Here is an 18,714-nt window from a genome sequence, read left to right on the forward strand (position 1 = left end):
CGGTCGGACCGGCTTCCCGGGCCGATGTCATCAATGCAAAATATCTACGACCCGGTGCCCACGGGTTCGGGTTCACGGCCCGCCGGCGGTGGTGGCGAGGGCCACGCCGACGGGACGGGGCGGGGTCGGACGATCTGCGGCCACCAGAACCACTTGCCGAGCAGGGCGGCGATGGACGGCATCATCAGCGACCGGACCACCAGTGTGTCGAACAGCAGACCCAGGCCGATGGTCGTGCCGACCTGACCGATCACGGTCAGCGAGCTGACGGCCATCGACATCATCGTGAAGGCGAAGACCAGTCCGGCCGACGTGACCACCGAGCCCGTGCCACCCATCGACCGGATGATGCCGGTGTGCAGGCCGGCGTGGATCTCCTCCTTGAAGCGCGCGACGAGCAGCAGGTTGTAGTCCGCGCCCACGGCCAACAGGATGATCAACGACATCGGCAGGACCATCCAGTGCAGTTCGATCCCGATCAGGTGCTGCCAGATCAGCACCGACAACCCCAGGGACGCACCGAGCGAGATGGCGACGGTCGCGACGATCACCGCCGCCGCCACGATTGCGCGGGTGATGATCAACATGATGATGAAGATCAGCGCCATGGCCGCGATGCCCGCGATGATGAGGTCCCAATTGGCGCCGTCCGACATGTCCTTGAACGTCGCCGCGCTACCGGCGAGATAGATCCTCGAACCCTCCAGCGGCGTGCCCTTGATCGCCTCCTTCGCCGCGGTCTTGATCGCGTCGATGCGCTCGATGCCCTCCGGGGTCAAGGGGTCGCCCTCGTGGGAGACGATGAAGCGCACCGATTTCCCGTCCGGGGAGATGAAGTTCTTCATGCCGCGCTTGAAGTCTTCGTTGTCGAAGATCTCCGGCGGCAGGTAGAACGAGTCGTCGTTGCGGGCGTCGTCGAACGCCTCACCCATCGCCGTCGAGTTCTCCGACGCCGCTGCCTGCTGGTCCTGCTGACCCTTCTGGGTCGCGTACTGCGTCAGCATCATCTGCTTCATCGACTTCATCGTCGTGATCTGCTGAGGCATCAGGGCGGTCAGCTGCGGCATCAGGGCATCGAGCTTCTCCAGCTCCGGCACCAGCTCCTGCACGTCGTCGCTGGTGGTGTTGATGCCGTCGAGGGTGTCGAACACCGACCGGATCGACCAGCAGACCGGGATGTCGTAGCAGTGCGGTTCCCAGTAGAAGTAGCTGCGGATCGGCCGGAAGAAGTCGTCGAAGTTGGCGATGCTGTCCCGCAGTTCGCCGATGTCGACCGCCATGCCCTTGGTCTTGGCGACCATCTCGTGGGTGACGTCGGCCATCTGCTCGGTCAGCGCCGACATCTTCTCGAGCGTGCCGATCGTGGTGTCCATGTCCGCGGCCTGCTTCAGCATGTCGGCCGCACGGTCCTGGTTGTACTTCTCGTTCATCTTCTGCGTCGTGCCCTGCATCGAGATCTGGAACGGGATCGTCGAATGCTCGAGCGGCTTGCCCTCGGGACGGGTGATCGCTTGCACCTGGCTGATGCCCGGCGTCTTCACCACGGCCTTGGCGATCTTGTCGATGACCAGGAAGTCCGCCGAGTTGCGCAGATCGTGGTCGCTCTCGATGAGCAGCAGCTCGGGATTCATCCGGGCGGGGGAGAAGTGCCGCTCGGCCGCCGCGTACCCCGCGTTGGCGGGCATCGTCTCGGGCAGGTAGTTGCGGTCGTTGTAGTTGGTCCGGTACCCGGGCAGCACGATCAGGCCGATCAGCGCCAGTCCGATGGTGGCGACGAGGATGGGGCCGGGCCAGCGGGTGACGGCGGCGCCGACCTTGCGCCAGCCGCGGACCTTGAGGGCCCGCTTGGGCTCGAGGATCTTGCCGAACCGGCTGGCCACGGTGACCACCGCCGGGCCGAGGGACAGCGCGGCCAACACGCACGTCACCATGCCGATGGCGAGCGGGATGCCCATCGTGTTGAAGTAGGGCAGGTTCGTGAAGTGCAGGCAGAAGGTCGCGCCCGCGATGGTGAGACCGGAGCCGAGCACGACGTGGGCGGTGCCCTGAAACATCGTGTAGTAGGCCGATTCCCGGTCCTCGCCGGCGCTGCGTGCCTCCTGATATCGCCCGATCAGGAAGATCGCGTAGTCGGTGGCGGCCGCGATCGCGAGCGTCACCAGCAGGTTGGTCGCGAACGTCGAGAGTCCGATGATCTCGTGAAACCCCAGGAACGACACCACGCCGCGGGTCGCGAGCAGTTCGAGTACCACCATCACCAGCACGATCACCGTGGTGACGATCGACCGGTAGACCAGCAGGAGCATCACGATGATCACCGTGAAGGTGACCGCCTCGATGGTCCGCATGCTCTGGTCGCCGGCGGCGATCTGATCTGCCGCGAGTGCTCCGGCGCCGGTGACGTAGGCCGTGACGCCGTCGGGCGCGGGCACGCTGTCGACGATCTTCTGGACGGCCTCGACGGACTCGTTGGCCAGCGTCTCGCCCTGGTTGCCCCGCAGATAGATCTGCACGTAGGCGGCCTTGCCGTCCGAACTCTGCGAGCCGGACGCGGTCAGCGGATCACTCCACATGTCCTGGACGTGCTCGACGTGGGCGTCGTCGGCCTGCAGCTTGGCGACGATCTGGTCGTAGTACCTATGTGCAGAGTCGCCGAGGGCGTCCTGACCCTCCAGCACGACCATCGCCGAGCTGTTCGAGTCGAACTCCTCGAAGACCTCGCCGACGTGCTTCATGGCGATCATCGATGGCGCCGACTCGGGCGTCATCGAGACCGACCGCATCTTGCCGACCTCTTCGAGCTGCGGCACCGCGGTGTTCAGGACCGCGATGACCGCGACCCAGGCCAGGATGACCACGATCGCGAAGGACCGGATGGTCCGAGGGACGAAGGGCCGTGCCGCGTCGCGGGCGTTGGGGAAGCGGTCGGTGTCGACGTCCTTGGCGTGGTTGCTCATCGGGCGGTCACGTCACGCACGGTCGGGGTCGGGCGGAGCGTCGACGAGGGTCGTTCCCGTCGGGGGGCGCGTGGCATGAAGCCGCGTGTCACTGTGTCACCGTTCGTCGCGTTGGCACCGGGGATGCCGGTGTGAGCCGGCTCAGAACGGCGTCGGCATCGCGTAAGTGCGGCGTGCGACGGTCTGGCGCTGCTCGGCTGATTGAATAGTACGGCTAAACAGTGGGAGCGCAATCCGCTCGTCCATGATGCTGCCCACTGCGCGTCGCCACTGTGAGACGGGTTACACGTCCCGGCCGGCCGTCGACGTCCACCGTGGGCGGCGCCGGCCGCTTTACGTCGTCGCGCGAAGGTGTCACGGTACTCGGCATGGACGACCACGCCCGCCTGCTCGACGTCGAGGCCATCACCCGGCTCAAGGCCCGCTACTGCCGCCTCCTCGACACCAAGGACTGGGCGGGGTGGCGCAACCTGTTCACCGACGACTTCGTCAGCGACACCTCGAGTTCCGGTGGGAAGGTGATCGTCGGTGCCGACGAGTTCGTCGCCTTCACCCGCAGGAGTCTGCGGGCGCAGCCCACGGTCCACCAGGTGCACGCGCCCGAGATCGAGGTGACGTCGGCTACCACCGCCCGCGGGGTGTGGGCGCTGGAGGACGTGGTGCGGCTCGGGCCCGGCGTCAACCTGCGCGGCTACGGCCACTACAGCGAGACCTACGAGAAGGCCGACGGCACCTGGCGAATCTCGACCTCGACGCTCACCCGGCTCCGGATGGACTTCTTCAACGGCCTGGTCAGCGTGTACGTCTCCGACCGGATGAATCGCCTGCTGACCCGGGTGGCCGCACGCGTGACGACATAGGCCGTTGCGGGTACCCGACGGTGGACGAAGGAGGTCCACGGTGAACGGTTCCCCGGACACGGACGACGACGGCCGCGAGGACGAGCCGAAGGGCGGACGCCCCGGACCGGCAGACCACGGTCGCCAGGGCGGGATGGCCACGCGCGAGAACGCTCCCGAACTGACCGAGCCCGACGACTAGCTAGAAGGTCGCCCCGGCGGCTCGCCGCGAGGAGTACCAGCGGCGGCGCGGCGCCCGAACGGCGCCGGGGCGGTGGTCGAGCCGGCAGCGGATGCCGAAGTGATCCGACGGGAAGACCCGCGGCAGGTCCGGCGACACCGGCTCGGTCCCGAGCAGGTCGATCTCCGTGGCCGACCACGCGCCGCCCTTGACCAGGACGCGATCGAAGCGGACGTGGCGGTGCTTGTCCTTCATGTCGTAGCGCATGTGGTTGATCGTCGTGTCCTCCGTGTACCCCGGCTCCTTCGGGTGCAGCGACGGCCACACGTCCCGGTACGGCGCCACGATGCGACGGTCCTCCGCGTTGCGCATGTTGAAGTCGCCCAGGATCACCGCGTCGGGCGCCGGGCGCAGCAGCCCGAAGATGCGGCGCAACTGCCGGGCACGCAGGCGGTCGCGCCGCTTGCCGCTGTCGAGGTGCGCCGAGCACACGCGAAGCACCGATGCGCCGACGTCGACGTCCGCCACGAGGATCCCGCGCGACAGTTGCGTGGGCAGCGGGACGTACGTGACCGCCGTGACGGGCAGCCGGGTGAGGAGCACCATCCCGTAGTTCCCGGCGTCACCGCCGACGACCGACGCCGACCGGTAGTGCGCCCTGATCCAGGGCCGGCTCAGCAGCGTGGCCAGCGCCGCGGGCGTCACCTCCTGGAACACCATGACGTCGGGGCGGATCGGTTCGAGCAGGTCGGTGATCGCCCGGTGCCGCCGCGCGGCGTGGAAGTCGTCGAACCAGACGTTGTAGGTGGTGAGCGTCACGTGGTCGCACGGGTGGCCGCCGGTGGCGGGCAGGGGCGCGTCCACCCAGCGGTCGCGGTCGGGATCGAACGCCATCACCGGCACCCGTCTGCGTCTGCGCACCGCCCGATTGTCCGTCGACGGCGCGCAGGCCCGGCACTCAGCCCCGGGCGGGGGTCCCGATCGTCTGGTGTCGCGCGACGGCGAACGTCATCCCGCGGACGGAGTGGCGCGGCTCGACCGCGACGGCACGACCGCAGGTCGGGCACGTGGCCGCGGAGTTGGGCGGCGGGTCGGTGGCGAGTTCGAGGTGGCTACCTGGGCAGTCCGGCATGATCTGTGGTCCTCGCATCGTTGCGTACATCGTTCTCCCGATCCCGTACCCGCCTCGGACGTCACTTACGCCTCCGTCAGGCGACTGCCGTGCCAAGTCGTTCACGAGTCGCTCGCAAGCGGGCACGAGCAGGGTGTGTCCCGACGGAACACCCCTCGACGAAGGAGCCCCCGATGGCCGCCGACCACGCGACCCCCACCGACGTCCCGGACGTCCTCGGCATGCGCATCGCCCACCGGGTCATGCTGCGCGACCTCGACCGTACGACGGGTGTGGCGATGGCCATGGCCGACGGCGGAGTGCCGGTCACCCGCCGGCGGACCAGGGCGCTGGTTCGGTACCTGCGACTGATGGCCGAGTCGATCCACCATCACCATCGTGCCGAGGACGAGATCCTCTGGCCGGTCATCGATCAGCGGGCGGGCGCGCTCGTCGACCTGACCGCACTCTCGGACGACCACGCCGCGCTCGGCCCCAAGTTGGAGGTGCTGTCCGCCGCGGTGGACCGGTTCGCCGCCGACCCGTCTCCCCGTAGCGCCGCGGTCACGGCGGCCCGGCTGGTCGACGTCCGCGCGATGCTCGTCGAGCACGTCGCCGAGGAGGAGCGCGACACGTTCCCGGTCATCGAGTGCTACCTCTCGGTCGCCGACTGGCGCGACGTCGAGAACCGCATCCGACGGGCGGCGCGCATGACGTTCGAGCTGCCCCGCATCGCCGCCGCGGTCTCGTCCGCCGAACTGGCGCGCCTCAAGGAGGACGCCGGGCCGGTGATCGACGTCCTGCTGCTGCTCGTCAGGCCGGGCTACCGCCGGATGGAGAGGGCGATCTGGGGGTGAGGCCCGCCGTCGCCAATTGAGCCGTCACCGCGGCGTCGACCGACCTGGCGTCGCGCCGGTGCCGGGCGGCGTCGTCCGGGCGGCTGGTCGCCTCGGCGAGCAGCGCCAGCGCGTCGTCGACCACGCCGAACGCCACCGAGCCGGAGTCGATCCCCGCGACCCGGCCCGCCCACGGCAGCAACTCCCCGTAGGTGGTGGCGCAGGCCTCGACGTCGCCCAGGCGTGCCGCGGCGCGCGCGTGCAGCGCCATGCGTGCGAGCCAGTAGTAGTTGCGGCGCACGGGAGTTCGCGTCGACCACCGCGCCCGGGCCTCCTCGACCCGGCCGGCGTCCAGCAGGCAGAGCACCAGTGCCTCGTTCATCGCGTCGGGATGGACGTCGTGCAGCCCGACCATCACGTCGGCCAGACCGGACGTGTCGCCCCGGGCGAACGCGAGCACGAGCTCGAACACCAGGGCCGCCTCCGCCGCGCTCGACATGCCCGTCTCCGCCATCTGGCGCGCGAGTCGCCGGTACTCGGCGGCGGCGTCGTCGACGCGGCCGGCGAGGACGGCCAGCACCGCGCGGTACACCTCGACGACCTGGACCAGTGCGGCCAGCTGGCCGCTGGTCGACCGCTCGACCGCGAGGTCCGCCTGCCGGATCGCCTCCGTCAGGTCGGTGCGGGCCGACGCGCAGAGGAACAGCAGCCAGTGGGCGAGCGCCTCGTAGCCCAGCAGGCCGTGTTGCTGAGCGACGGACAGCAGTTCGGCGGCGAGCCCCTCCCGTTCGTCGGCCAGGTCGGGCCCGAGCGACAGGTAGACGCGGGCGTTCAGCGCGGCGCACAACGCCACGGGGTCGCCGTGGCGGCGGGCGATGATGACGGCCTCCCGGGACCAGGCCAGCACCTCGTCCATGCCGTACGCGGCGGCGTCGTTCTCCGTCTCGAAGACGAGCGCGACGAGCAGCCACACCCGGGTCACGGGGTCGACGTCCGGGTGCGCCGCGAGGGCATGGCGCAGCGGCTGCTCGATGCTGGCGGCGTCGGAACCGATGCCGGAGACGGTCCACGAGATCGGCGCCCGATACGCCGTCAACGCCGCGAGCAGCAGCTCGTCGTCGCCCGCGGCGGTCGCGACGGCGACCGCCCTGGCCCGCGCCGGCCGCGCCCGATCGGCGGCACCCGACTGGGCCGCCGCGCGGGTCAGCGCGACGAGCATGCCGACCAGTTCGCCGGCGGGCACGCCACCCGCTGCCAGGTCGGCCATCCGCACCGCGGACGACGCCAGCCCCATCGCCTCGGCGGGTGCGTTGAGTTCCAGCGCCTGCCGGGCCGCGGCGGCGGCGAGACCGGCCGCCTCGGCGGCGGTGGCCGGGGTCGCCGCGGCGAGGGCGTGATGGGCCAGGGCGGCGACGTCGGGGGACGGCAGTGCCCGCAGCTCGGTGAGTGCGGCTGCGTGCCAGCGGGCGCGGCGCAGTGCGGGGGTGTCGTCGTACAGAGTGTCGCGGACCAGGGCGTGGGTGAACCGCACCCGGCCGGGTCCCGGTTCGCCCAGTAGTCCGGCGAGCACGGCCGCCTCGAGACCGTCGAGCACCTCGTCCTCGTCGCGCCTCGCGACCTGCAGCAGCAGGTCGACGTCGAGTTCGCGCCCCAGGACCGCCGCCTGCTGGAGCACCGTGCGCGCCGATCCGGGGAGCCGGGACAGTCTGCGGCGCAGCACGTCCCGTACCCCGGCGGGCACCTCGGCGGCCGCCGCCGCGCGTCCCTCGGACGCGATGAGACGGGCGAACTCCGCCACGAACAGCGGGTTGCCGTCGGTCCGTTCGATGAGCCGGTCGACGACGTCGGGATCGAGCCCGGCCGTCCCCTCGGGCGTGTGTTCGGCCACCAGTGCCACCACGCCGGCCCGGCTGAGCCCGCCGAGTTCCAGACGCTCGGCGGTGACGGGTGCCAGAGCCGCCCACGTGGCCAGGAGGTCCGGGCCCGACTCGGTGCCACGGTGCGCGCCGAGGACGAGGACGGGTCGATCGGTGACGTCGTGGGCGAGACTGCGGAGCAGCTGCAGGGTGGCGCCGTCGGCGCGGTGCAGGTCGTCGAGGACCACCAGCAGCGGCCCGTCCGCGGTGGCCGCGCGCACCGCATCGCGCACGACGACCGCCAGCTCGAACGCCGTTCGCGGCGCCGGTGCGTCGCCGCCGAGGGACCGGACGACCTCCACCCAGGCCCAGGCCGGCGGCGCACCGTCCACCTCGGGGCAGCGTCCGCGGGCCACCGCCCACCCCCGCAGTGACAGCCGCTGGGCGGCGACGCCGGCGAGCGTCGTCTTGCCGCCGCCGGCCTCGGCGCCGATCCAGACCGTCCGCAGCCCGTCCACGGCGACGGTTGCGGCCGCCCCGTCGATCCGTGCCAACTCGTCGACGCGTCCGATCATGGTCGCGTGATGCCGAGAATCCCTCGGCGGCAACGCTTCCGGTGGCGAGGGTTCGGCGTGCCGCTCGACGGGCGCGCGGTGCAGCAGGACGTCGGAGTGGGCGAGGATGTCGGCCTCCACCGTGCGCAGCGCAGGACCGGGCTCGATGCCGAGTTCGTCGGCGAGGCGGCGGCGGGCGTCTCGCAGACGCGCCAGCGCATCGCTCTGTCGGCCCGCGCGGTACAGCGCTATCGACAGCAGCCGCACCGCCTCCTCGCGCAGGGGGTCGGCCTCGAGGTGGCGTTCGAGTTCCGGGATGAGGGCGCCGTGCCTGCCGAGGCCGAGGGCGACGTCGGCGTACTGCTCGAGCGCGGCACCGCGCAGACCGGCGAGGCGCACCGACTCGGCCACGGCCCAGTCCTCGTCGCCGAACTCCGGGAGCACTGGGCCGGTCCAGCAGTCCAGCGCATCGCGCAGGACGTCGGCCCGTGCGGCGGCGTCCGCGACGTCGGGGGCGGTGCGCAGCAGGGCCTCGAACCGCCATGCGTCGACGGCGTCGGTGGGAAGCCGCAGTGCGTACCCGGGCGGCGAACTGACGAGCACCGTGGCCGGGGCGCGACGGACGCGGCCGGGTTCGAGGGCGCGGCGCAGGTGCGAGACGTGCACCTGCAGGCCGCCGAGCGCCTTGGGTGGCGGTTCTCCGGCCCAGATGTCGTCGATGATCCGATCGGTCGACACGACCTGACCGCCGGCCAGCGCGAGACGAGCGAGGACGGCGCGCGTCTGCGGACCCCGGAGTTCGACGACGTCACCGTCGACGCGCACGGTCAACGGCCCGAACAGACTGATCCGGATGTCGGTCATGCGCTCGGCGCTACCGGGTGAGGGTGGCCTCGAAATCGGTGACGAGCACGTTCGCCACCTCGGTCAGCTTGATGTTCGTCTCCTGGGATGCCCGGACCAGGGTGCCGAAGGCCTGCAGGCCGGTGAGCCGGTCGCGGTGCATCAGGATCCCCTTGGCCTGGCCGATCAGGTCCCTGCTGGCGACGGCTCGCTGCAGCTGTTCCTGCGCGGCGGCGCCGGCCATCGCCACCGTGACGTGGCGGGCCAGGATCTCCCCGACGGCCAGATCGTCCTGGGAGAAGTGATTGGGCAGCGGGCCGTAGAGCGTCAGCACGCCGACCTCGCCCCCCTCGGCGAAGAGGCGGAACGACATCAGGCACTGCACGCCGACGCGGACGGCCGCACCGACGAACTCCGGCCACCGCTGCTCCTGGCCGAGGTCGGGAACGATGAACGCCCCCTCCTCGCCTGCGACGCTGATCGCGGGCCCCTCGCCGAGGCGGTCCTGCAACTCGTCGAGCGACCGGGCGACGTCGTCGGTCGGTGCCGCCGAGGTGACGCGCACCCCGTCGATCAGCGCCACGCCCGCCCAGCTGATGCCGTGGAGGATGTCCACGCTGGCCGCCACGACCGTCCGCAGCAAGGTGGCGGTGTCGGCGGCGTCCGCCTGCATCTGAACGGCGAGGTCGCCGAGGACCGAGGCCAGTTCGAGTGAGGAGCGTTGTTCCACGTTGGCCAGCTTACGGAGGACCGCCGACGGTACAAGGGGGCTGACGCCGTGGACGGGCCGCTCGACGGGCGGCGACCCACGCGCGGTGGTTACTCTCGGACTGATTCGGCAATACGTGGTCTGGCATGCAGCCGGAGCACCACTCGCGCATCGAACCGATGAAGGAGATCCATGTCTCAGGCGGCGGAGGAATCCGTCTCGGGTGATCAGTCGAACGAGCCGACCGACATCACCTATGACGAGCACCTGCACCCGGCCCGCCCGAGGTCGCTGCGCTATCGACCGCGCGTCAAGGCTCCCTTCAGTCGGCGCTCCCTCTCGCAGGACGGGCCGGCGACGGCGGAGAACCCCGCCTACGTGTCGTGGCTGCTGTCGCAGTCGATGCTCGCCGACGCCAACGAGATCAGCCAGCAGTTCTCCGGCCAGGGGTCGATGTGGCAGAACCCGTATGCCACGCCCAGTCCCCGCGGCGCGGTCGAGACGGCATCGGTGTGGTTCACGGCCTACCCGCTGTCACTGATCACGCCGTCCAACGACTCGTTCCTGAAGGCGATGGCGGACGAGGCGATGTGGAAGGCGTTCGCCGACATCGGCATCGACGGCGTGCACACCGGCCCGGTGAAGCGGGCAGGCGGCATCGCGGGCTGGGAACTGACCCCCAGCGTCGACGGTCACTTCGACCGGATCAGCACCCAGATCGACCCGGCGTTCGGCACCGAGGACGAGTTCCGCCAGATGTGCGGGACGGCGAACTGGTACGGCGGCACGATCATCGACGACATCGTGCCCGGGCACACCGGCAAGGGCGCCGACTTCCGCCTCGCCGAGATGAAGTACGCCGACTACCCCGGCATCTACCACATGGTGGAGATCGACCCGCTCGACTGGGATCACCTGCCCGACGTGCCGCCCGGTAGCGACTCGGTCAACATCGACCCGGCGACCGAGGAATGGCTGGACAAGGCCGGTTACATCATCGGGCGACTGCAGCGCGTGATCTTCTACGCGGAGGGCATCAAGGAGACCAACTGGAGCGTCACCCGGCCGGTGGTCGGCGTCGACGGCGTCGAGCGTCGCTGGGTGTACCTGCACTACTTCAAGGACGGGCAGCCGTCGATCAACTGGCTGGATCCGTCCTTCGCCGGCATGCGCCTGGTGATCGGCGACGCCCTGCACTCGCTCGCCGACCTCGGCACCGGCGGTCTTCGCCTCGACGCCAACGGGTTCCTGGGCGCCGAGAAGACCGCCGCGGAGGACAGCGTCGGCTGGTCGGAGGGCCACCCGCTCTCGGAGGCCGCGAACCACCTGATCGCCAGCATGGTCCGCAAGGTCGGCGGGTTCACCTTCCAGGAACTCAACCTGACGATCGACGACATCCGCGAGATCGGCGAGGCCGGGGCGGACCTGTCCTACGACTTCATCAACCGACCGGCCTACCAGCACGCGCTGGCCACCGCCGACACCGAGTTCCTCCGGCTGACGCTGCGCACCACGCTGGAACTCGGGGTGGACCCCGCCTCGCTGGTGCACGCCATGCAGAACCACGACGAACTCACCTACGAGCTGGTGCACTGGTCGAACGGGCACCGTGACGACGTCTACACCTACAAGGGCCAGGAGATCACCGGCGAGGCGCTCGGGGAGAGCGTCCGCAGTGACCTGACCGAGAAGCTGACCGGCGAGAACGCGCCGTACAATCTGGTGTTCACCACGAACGGAATCGCCTGCACCACGGCCACCGTCATCGCCGCCACGCTCGGGTTCCGCGAGCTGGACTCCATCTCGCACGACGACCTCGACCGGATCCGCCGGGCGCACCTGCTGCTGGTGATGTTCAACGCCCTGCAGCCCGGCGTCTTCGCGCTCTCGGGCTGGGACCTGTGCGGGATGCTGACGCTCGATCCCGCCGAGATCACCCAACTCCTGCGGGAGGGCGACACCCGCTGGATCCACAGGGCCGCACACGATCTGATGGGCACCAATCCCGGCGCCACCAGCTCGGCGGCAGGGATGCCGCGCGGCCGGAGCCTCTACGGCTCGCTACCCGAACAGCTGGCCGACGACACCAGTTTCGCCCGGCAGCTGCAGGCGATCCTGAAGGTCCGGTCGCACTTCGGGATCGCGACGAGCCGCCAGCTCGACATCCCCGAGGTGTCCCACCGGGGCATGCTGGTGCTCGTGCATCAGCTCGCCGACGAGGGCCGCTACCAGCTGACCGTCCTCAACTTCGCGAACGAGGACATCGCTGGCACGGTTCGCTCGGAGGCCATCCCGGCCGGGGCATCGGTGACGGACATGTTCACCGGCCACCCGGTGGCGACCGTCGACGACCTGAACAGCTTCGCCGTCGAGATGCCCGCCCACCACGGGATGTCGCTGCTGGTCGAGGTCAACGAGCCCGACGACGCGGACGAGTAGCCGCTCAGTCGAACAGCGAGAGGAACCGGCGGGAGGGATCGTCGGGTCCCAGGGTGCCGCGCGGGGTGTCCCGGGTGATCGGGTGGGAGTAGTCCATCGTCGACGGGTCGGTGACCCGGGACCAGTCCGTGACGATGGAGCGCTCGGTGAATCGCCATGTCCCCGAGCGCTTCTCGTACCGGTCCAGGTAGCGTCCGCCGACCGTGACGTCGACGTCGCGTCCGCCCGCGTCGAACGTGTGCACGGCGATGGTGTAGATCTCGCCCTCGGCCCGGTCGCCGTCGATCGCGAAGTTCGTCGTCGTGACGTTGTGGTGCATCTGCCGGATGACGGGCAGGGCAGCGGCGAGCCGATCGATGAACCCGCCGGCCGATCCGGTGGAGAAGCCGCCGTGGGAGTCCTCGGCGTCGCGGTGGTACAGGTCGGCCAGCCGGGCGAAGTCGCCGCGGTCCACGAGCCGGCAGTACCTGGTGACGAGGCGACGGAGCGCGAACTCGTCGAGCATCTTCTGCAGGTCGGCGTCAGCGGTCATGACCCTCACCGTAAACGCGCGTCGTCAGCCCGCAACGAGCGCGGCCACCTCCCGCGCGCAGCCCCAACTCAGGGTGATGCCGGAACCCCCGTGACCGTAGTTGTGCAGCACCCGCGCGCCCGAGCGCAGGGGCGTGTCCTCCTCGAGCCGGACGGTCGCCCGGGCCGGCCGTAGGCCGACCACCTGAGCCAGTATCCGAGCGTCGCGCAGGGCGGGGACGAGGTCGCGGCAGCGCGCGAGGATCGCTGCTCCGACGGCCTCGTCGACGGCCGTGTCCCACTGCTCCACGTCGAGCGTGCCGCCGAGGATGCAGTCGTCGGTGCGCGGGTGTACGTAGGCGCGGCCGCCGGGATGGTCCTCGTCCCGGACCGACAGTGTCAGACCGGGATTGGCGACCCGAACGACCTGTCCGCGCACCGGGTGCACCTCGAGGTCGTCCACCAGGTCGCGTGCGCCGAGCCCCGAGCAATTCACGACGACGTCGGCGCCGTCGGCGGCCTCGTCGAGGGTGCGCAGTCGTCGGCGGGTGAAGTCGCCCCCGAGGTCGCGCACCCGCGTCGTCAGCCAGGGCAGGTACACCGGCATCTCCGCCAGCGGGACCGCGTAGCGCAACCCGTGCGCGTAGCCGGGCGGCAACTCGTCGGAACGCGCGGCGCGCACGTTCCCCACGGCGGCCGCCCATGCCGGCTCGCCCGGCGGCCGCCGGTACAGGCTGAGGGACTCCCGCATGACGACCCCCGGCACCCGCCGTGCCGCCTGCTCGGCGAGGACGGCGAGGGTGTCCGCGCCCCAGTCGCGCACGCGTTCCCACGGGCCGACGTGCGTCGGGAACCACACCGCCGCGGCGATCGCCGACGTCGTCGACCCACTCGGTTCGGCGGCGACCACGCGAACCGAGTGTCCGGCGTCGAGAAGCGTGACGGCAGTGGTGAGTCCGCTGACACCGCTGCCGATCACCGTGATCCGCAGGCCGTCGGTCATGCCGCTGACGGTACGCCCCGGGCGGGTCGGGATCCTGGCGCGTCGGTGGCCCGGCCCGTCCGGCTTAGTTAAGTGAGCCTAAGTTAACCTACTCGGAACATCGGACGAGAGACAGGGGGACGGACGCATGGAGCGGACACCAGGAGGGTGGCGCCGGGTCACGATGTCGTGCGCGGCCGTGATGATCACCGTCGGCGCTCTGGTCGCCTGCGGATCCTCACAGCAGGACGCCGCCGGGCCGACGGGCACCGTCACCATAGAGCACAAGTTCGGTGAGACCAGGGTCCCCGCGAATCCGCAGCGCGTGGTCACGGTCGGCTGGACCGACCAGGACTTCGTGTTGCCCCTCGGCGTCGTCCCCGTCAGTACGCGCGAGTTCTCCGAGAACTACGACGACCTGCCCTGGGTCAAGAAGGCGACCGGGGGCAAGGAGTTACCCACCTGGGGCGCAGACGAAATCGACTTCGAGTCGATAGCAGCGCAGAAGCCCGATCTCATCTTCGCCATCTACGAATCCATCGACCAGGAGACCTACGACCGTCTGTCGCAGATCGCGCCGACGGTGATCCAATCCTCCGACTACGCCGACGAGGAGACGCCGTGGGACGTCCAACTCCTCACCACGGGCAAGGCATTGGGTAGGGAGTCCGAGGCCAGAGGTCTCGTGGACGGGGTGCAGGGCCGGATCGACGAGGCGAAGAAGGCGAATCCCGACTTCGACGGCAAGACCCTCGTGGTGGACTTCGGGCCCGAGAGCGGCGGACACTACCTGCTCGGCGAGAACGACCCTCGGCGTTCGCTCTTCACGGCGCTGGGCTTCGCGACCCAGGACGTGGTCGGTGACGTCAGCGAGGAGAAGTTGGGGCTGCTCGATCGGGACGTGCTGTTCGTCAACGGCGCCACCAAGGCCCAGATGCTCGCGTCGCCGGCGTTCGCGCGGTTGGGCGTGGTGCGTGACGACCGGACGCTGTACACGTCCTTCGCCTCGAACCTCAGTGATGCGCTCACCTACGCCGGTCCCGACAGCCTGACCTACGCGCTCGACGTCCTGACGCCGCAACTCGCCAACGCCCTCAACGGACGCCCGGTAGCGGACCTGTCGGACTCCTGAACGGCTACCTCCGCGCGAGGTGCGGTGAGGCGCGCGGCACGATCAGCGGCGTGCCCGTCTGCGGGTCGTCGATGATCTGACACCGCAGGCCGTATACCGACTCGACCAGGTCCTCGGTCACGACCGAGCCTGGGTCGCCCTGGGCCACGATGGCGCCGGACTTCATGACGATCACGTGATCGGCGTAGCGGCAGGCGTGGTTCAGGTCGTGCAGGACCGCCACGACGGTCCGGTCCTGCTCCCGGTTGAGCATGGCGAACAGGTCGAGCAGCTCGACCTGGTGCGCGATGTCGAGGTACGTGGTGGGTTCGTCCAGCAGGACCAGGGGCGTCTGCTGGGCGAGCACCACGGCGACCCAGACCCGTTGGCGCTGACCGCCGGACAACTCGTCCACCAGTCGCCCGGCGAGGTCGGTGACGCCGACGAACCGCATCGCCTCGGCCACGGCCGCGGCGTCGTCGGCGGACCACTGGCGCAGCACCTTCTGGTGCGGAAAGCGGCCGCGCGACACCAGGTCCGAGACGCTGATGCCCTCGGGTGCGATCGAGGTCTGGGGGAGCAGGCCCAGGCGCCGGGCCACCTCCTTGGTGTGCAGCGTGCCGATGTCGTGGCCGTCGAGAATCACCTGACCGTCCGACGGCTTGAGCAGCCGGGCCAGTCCGCGCAGCAGGGTCGACTTGCCGCACGCATTGGGGCCGACGATGGCGGTGACGCGGCCGTCGGGGATGTCGACCGAGAGGCCGTCGATGACGGCGGTGCCCTCGTAGCCGATGACGAGTCGCTCGGTGCGCAGGCGGGTTTCGGTCATCGTTTCCTCGATTGTGAGATCAGCAGGTAGATGAGGTACAGGCCGCCCAGCGACACCGTCACCGCACCCACCGGCAGTTCGCTTCCCCCGAACAGTCGTTGCGCGAGCACGTCGCTCACCAGTAGCAGGACGGCACCCATCGCCGCCGACGGGATCAACCCCACCCCGGGGCTCGCGGTGAGCCGCCGCGCGATCTGCGGCGCGGCCAGCGCGACGAAGGTGATCGGGCCCGCCGCGGCGCAGGCGAGCGCCACCAGTCCGACGCCGATCACCAGGTACGCCAGGCGCGCTCGGTCCGGGTGCACGCCGAGCGCCCCGGCGGCGTCGTCGCCCATCTGCAGCACCGGCAGCAGCGGGCCGAGGGCGACGAGGAGTGCCGTGGCGACCGCCAGGCACACCGTCATGGGCAGCACCTGGGCCCAGCCGAGGCCGTTGAGGCTGCCCTGCTGCCAGATGGCCGCCGTCACGGCGGTGTGGAAGTCGAGCTTGATGACGATCCACTGGTTGACCGAGTTGAGGACCGCGCCGACGGCGATGCCGACCACGATCAACCGGTAGCCCGCGAGACCGTTGCGGTACGACAGCGCGTAGACGACGACCGCGGTGACCAGACCGCCGATCAGCGCCCCCGCGGCGACCGCGTAGTACCCGCCGCCGACGCCGGCGATGACGACGAGGGCGCCGGTGTAGGCGCCGGAGTTGACGCCGATGATGTCGGGACTGCCCAGGGCGTTTCGGGTGAGCGCCTGGAAGATCGCCCCCGACACCCCGAGTGCGGCGCCGACGAGCAGGGCCATGAGCATGCGCGGCATGCGCCACTCCATGACGACCACCCGGTCGAATGACGTGTTGCTGCCGAGCAGGACGCCCAGCACGTCGCCGGGCGCGACCGTGTAGGTGCCGACGCCGATCGCCAGCACCGCGACGACGACCGCGCCGACGAGCAATGCGGCGACGACCAGGATCGCCCGCCACGACGCCCGCGCGGACACGCCGCCGATCCGGACGACGCACTGCCGCCTGCCGAAGTCGACGTGCGCGGGCCCGCCGGCCAGGTCGGTCGCCGTCACGACCGGTCCGCCCCGCGCTTGCGGATCAGCCAAATCAGCACGGGGGCGCCGATGAACGCGGTCACGATGCCCGCGGGTAGTTCGGACGGCCGGATCACCACGCGTCCGGCGATGTCGGCGGCGAGCAGCAGCGCGGGCGCGAACACGCAGGCGTAGGCCAGGATCCAGCGCCAGTCCGGCCCGGTCAGTCGACGGACCGCATGGGGCACCATCAGCCCGACGAACCCGATCGGCCCCGCACCGGCGGTGGCCGCTCCCGCCAGCAGGGTCACGGCGACCAGGCTGATCGCCTGGGTACGTGCGACGTTCCCGCCCATGCTCTTGGCGAGGTCGTCGCCGAGCGCGGTCACGTTGAGCGAGCGTGCGACGATCAGGCAGAGGACGGCGCCGACGACGATGAACGGGGCGATGGCCCCCGCGACCTCCAGTGAGCGCTCGTCGAGTGCGCCCGCGTCCCAGAAGCGCATGTTGTCGAAGGCCCGCGGGTTGCGCAGACGGACCGCGAACCCGATGCCGTCCATCACCGCGCCGACGGCGACCCCGGCCAGCAGCACGCGCACCGGCGTCACCGTGGCCCGTCCGGTCATGCCCACCAGGTAGACGAGCACCATCGCGAACAGGGCTCCTGCGAACGCGAACCAGATGTAGGTCCAGATGCCGGTCAGTCCGAGGAAGGTGATCGCGCAGACCACGAAGAGCGCTGCGCCGGAATTGATTCCGAGGATCTCCGAGTCGGCCAGCGGGTTGCGCCCGACCGCCTGGATGAGCGTGCCCGACAGGCCCAGCGCGAGCCCGACCAGGAGCGCGAGGACGGTACGGGGGATGCGCAAGTCGTGCACGATCCACTGATCGCCGACGTCTCGGTAGTCGGTCAGGGCCTGCCACACGGTCGGCAGGGAGACGGTCTCGGTGCCGATGGCCAGACTGGCCACGCACGCCAGCGCCAGGATCGCCGCGCCGACGAGGAGGCCGACGAGTCTGCCCCGCCCGGTGAGGTGTCGGGGTGGGGTGCGCGGCGGTGCCGAGGGGGGAGCCGGGGCCTGCGCCGTCACGTCACAGGCCGGCTTGTTCGAGGGCCTCGTCGAATTCCTCCGAGGCGACCTTGTCGCCCTTCCCCTCGGCGAGGGCGCGGGTGTAGACGGCGACGACCTCGTCCTCGACGTCGGCGAACCGCGCATCCCAGGTCTCGCTGTCGAACCGCCAGTATCCGGTGACGTCGAGTTGGTCGACCGTCCATCCCCGGCCGCGGAAGTGCTTGCGGACGGTGCGGGATTCGGCGGCCTCGCCGGCGAACCAGCAGTAGCCGTGGCCGTCCGGCAGCGCGAGGTCACGGACCAGCTCGGCGAGCCGGCTGGGAGCGTGACCGTTGCCGGTGCCGACGCTGGGGACGACGGTGACGTCCGGGTGCCGCGGCAGGTAGTCGAGGTCGTCGTCGCCGGCCACCTCGACCACTGCGATCGTCGGTGTGCCGGCGGGCAGTTCCTCGATGATCCGCGCGGTGGCGGGAAGCCCGGACAGGTCGGTGACGAGGAGCTGCCACGCGCTGTCGGCCGGTGGCCGGTACCAGGACCGGGCGTGATCGAGTCCGACCCGTTCACCGGGCGCCGTGGTGGAGGCCCACTGCGTGCCCGGCCCGCGTGCGTGCAGGACGACGTCGAGGTCGACCTGGTCGCCGCGGTGGGCCCGCACCGAGTAGTTGCGACCCTCCGACGACGGGTCGACGTCCGACGGTCCGTCCGGGGTCCCGGTGGGGAAGTAGACGCCCACCGCCGAGTCCCCGGCGACCTGCACGTCAAGGGCCTCGGGGTCGTCGATCCGGAGGCTGATGCGTCGTATTCGTGGACCGACCTGGGCCGCGCGAACCACGGTGGCGAACGAGAAGGACAT

16 protein-coding genes are annotated in these 18,714 nt (G+C 70.5%); 5 read left to right on the forward strand and 11 right to left on the reverse strand.

Translation table 11 applies throughout. The features are described from left to right. Positions 1-44: 44 nt before the first annotated feature. Positions 45-2,957, reverse strand: a complete 2,913-nt coding sequence (locus G6N64_RS15535) for an MMPL/RND family transporter (RefSeq protein ID WP_163797863.1) — start codon at positions 2,955-2,957, stop codon at positions 45-47. A gap of 368 nt (positions 2,958-3,325) precedes the next feature. On the opposite strand from G6N64_RS15535, the gene G6N64_RS15540 reads away from it, so the two are divergent. Next, complete coding sequence (locus G6N64_RS15540) at positions 3,326-3,817, forward strand: nuclear transport factor 2 family protein (RefSeq protein ID WP_163797864.1); 492 nt, start codon at positions 3,326-3,328, stop codon at positions 3,815-3,817. Between the two features lie 40 nt (positions 3,818-3,857). Continuing rightward, complete coding sequence (locus G6N64_RS29935) at positions 3,858-3,998, forward strand: hypothetical protein (RefSeq protein ID WP_174266817.1); 141 nt, start codon at positions 3,858-3,860, stop codon at positions 3,996-3,998. Here the strand turns inward: G6N64_RS29935 and G6N64_RS15545 are convergent, their stop codons facing one another. Beyond that, complete coding sequence (locus G6N64_RS15545) at positions 3,999-4,898, reverse strand: endonuclease/exonuclease/phosphatase family protein (RefSeq protein ID WP_246230664.1); 900 nt, start codon at positions 4,896-4,898, stop codon at positions 3,999-4,001. Positions 4,899-4,935: 37 nt separating this feature from the next. Further along, a complete protein-coding gene (locus G6N64_RS29940) occupies positions 4,936-5,109 on the reverse strand; it encodes a hypothetical protein (protein ID WP_174266818.1) in 174 nt (57 codons plus the stop codon). Positions 5,110-5,282: 173 nt separating this feature from the next. Here G6N64_RS29940 and G6N64_RS15550 point away from each other — a divergent pair, with 173 nt between their 5' ends. Continuing rightward, on the forward strand, positions 5,283-5,945 hold the full coding sequence (locus tag G6N64_RS15550; RefSeq protein ID WP_163797865.1) for a hemerythrin domain-containing protein: 663 nt from the start codon (positions 5,283-5,285) through the stop codon (positions 5,943-5,945). On the opposite strand, the gene G6N64_RS15555 is transcribed toward G6N64_RS15550, so the two are convergent. Further along, a complete protein-coding gene (locus G6N64_RS15555) occupies positions 5,902-9,198 on the reverse strand; it encodes an ATP-binding protein (RefSeq protein ID WP_163797866.1) in 3,297 nt (1,098 codons plus the stop codon). The genes G6N64_RS15550 and G6N64_RS15555 overlap by 44 nt on opposite strands. A gap of 10 nt (positions 9,199-9,208) precedes the next feature. Next, positions 9,209-9,907 (reverse strand): GAF and ANTAR domain-containing protein, encoded by a 699-nt coding sequence (locus tag G6N64_RS15560; RefSeq protein WP_163797867.1) that lies wholly within the window; start codon positions 9,905-9,907, stop codon positions 9,209-9,211. Between the two features lie 171 nt (positions 9,908-10,078). Between G6N64_RS15560 and treS the strand changes: the two genes are divergently transcribed. Further along, entirely contained in the window at positions 10,079-12,325 is a 2,247-nt protein-coding gene (gene treS, locus G6N64_RS15565; RefSeq protein ID WP_163797868.1) for a maltose alpha-D-glucosyltransferase, read from the forward strand. Positions 12,326-12,329: 4 nt separating this feature from the next. On the opposite strand, the gene G6N64_RS15570 is transcribed toward treS, so the two are convergent. Together G6N64_RS15570 and G6N64_RS15575 are read right to left on the reverse strand one after the other, a co-directional pair. Beyond that, complete coding sequence (locus tag G6N64_RS15570) at positions 12,330-12,857, reverse strand: nuclear transport factor 2 family protein (protein WP_163797869.1); 528 nt, start codon at positions 12,855-12,857, stop codon at positions 12,330-12,332. A 24-nt stretch (positions 12,858-12,881) separates the two neighbouring features. Further along, complete coding sequence (locus tag G6N64_RS15575) at positions 12,882-13,838, reverse strand: FAD-dependent oxidoreductase (RefSeq protein ID WP_163797870.1); 957 nt, start codon at positions 13,836-13,838, stop codon at positions 12,882-12,884. Between the two features lie 181 nt (positions 13,839-14,019). Between G6N64_RS15575 and G6N64_RS15580 the strand changes: the two genes are divergently transcribed. Beyond that, the gene (locus G6N64_RS15580) at positions 14,020-14,949 is read left to right on the forward strand and encodes an ABC transporter substrate-binding protein (RefSeq protein WP_409370811.1); all 930 of its coding nucleotides are present in this window, start codon (positions 14,020-14,022) and stop codon (positions 14,947-14,949) included. 4 nt (positions 14,950-14,953) lie between these two features. Here the strand turns inward: G6N64_RS15580 and G6N64_RS15585 are convergent, their stop codons facing one another. The 4 genes from G6N64_RS15585 to G6N64_RS15600 are packed head-to-tail and all read right to left on the reverse strand — an operon-like array spanning position 14,954 to position 18,714. Then, positions 14,954-15,757 carry an ABC transporter ATP-binding protein gene (locus tag G6N64_RS15585; RefSeq protein ID WP_163797872.1) on the reverse strand — a complete coding sequence of 268 codons (804 nt, stop codon included), beginning with the start codon at positions 15,755-15,757 and terminating at the stop codon, positions 14,954-14,956. Continuing rightward, positions 15,754-16,827: a FecCD family ABC transporter permease gene (locus G6N64_RS15590; RefSeq protein ID WP_246230665.1), complete on the reverse strand. Its 1,074-nt coding sequence runs from the start codon at positions 16,825-16,827 to the stop codon at positions 15,754-15,756. Before G6N64_RS15590 ends, G6N64_RS15585 begins: the two co-directional genes overlap by 4 nt. Further along, positions 16,824-17,879 carry an iron chelate uptake ABC transporter family permease subunit gene (locus G6N64_RS15595; protein ID WP_174266819.1) on the reverse strand — a complete coding sequence of 352 codons (1,056 nt, stop codon included), beginning with the start codon at positions 17,877-17,879 and terminating at the stop codon, positions 16,824-16,826. The genes G6N64_RS15590 and G6N64_RS15595 overlap by 4 nt, the downstream gene beginning before the upstream one ends. 1 nt (position 17,880) lies before the next feature. Then, positions 17,881-18,714, reverse strand: coding sequence for a siderophore-interacting protein (locus G6N64_RS15600; protein WP_163797873.1), 834 nt, complete (start codon positions 18,712-18,714; stop codon positions 17,881-17,883).

Source organism: Mycolicibacterium sediminis, from assembly GCF_010731735.1.
In the GTDB taxonomy this organism is placed as follows: Bacteria; Actinomycetota; Actinomycetes; order Mycobacteriales; family Mycobacteriaceae; genus Mycobacterium; species Mycobacterium sediminis.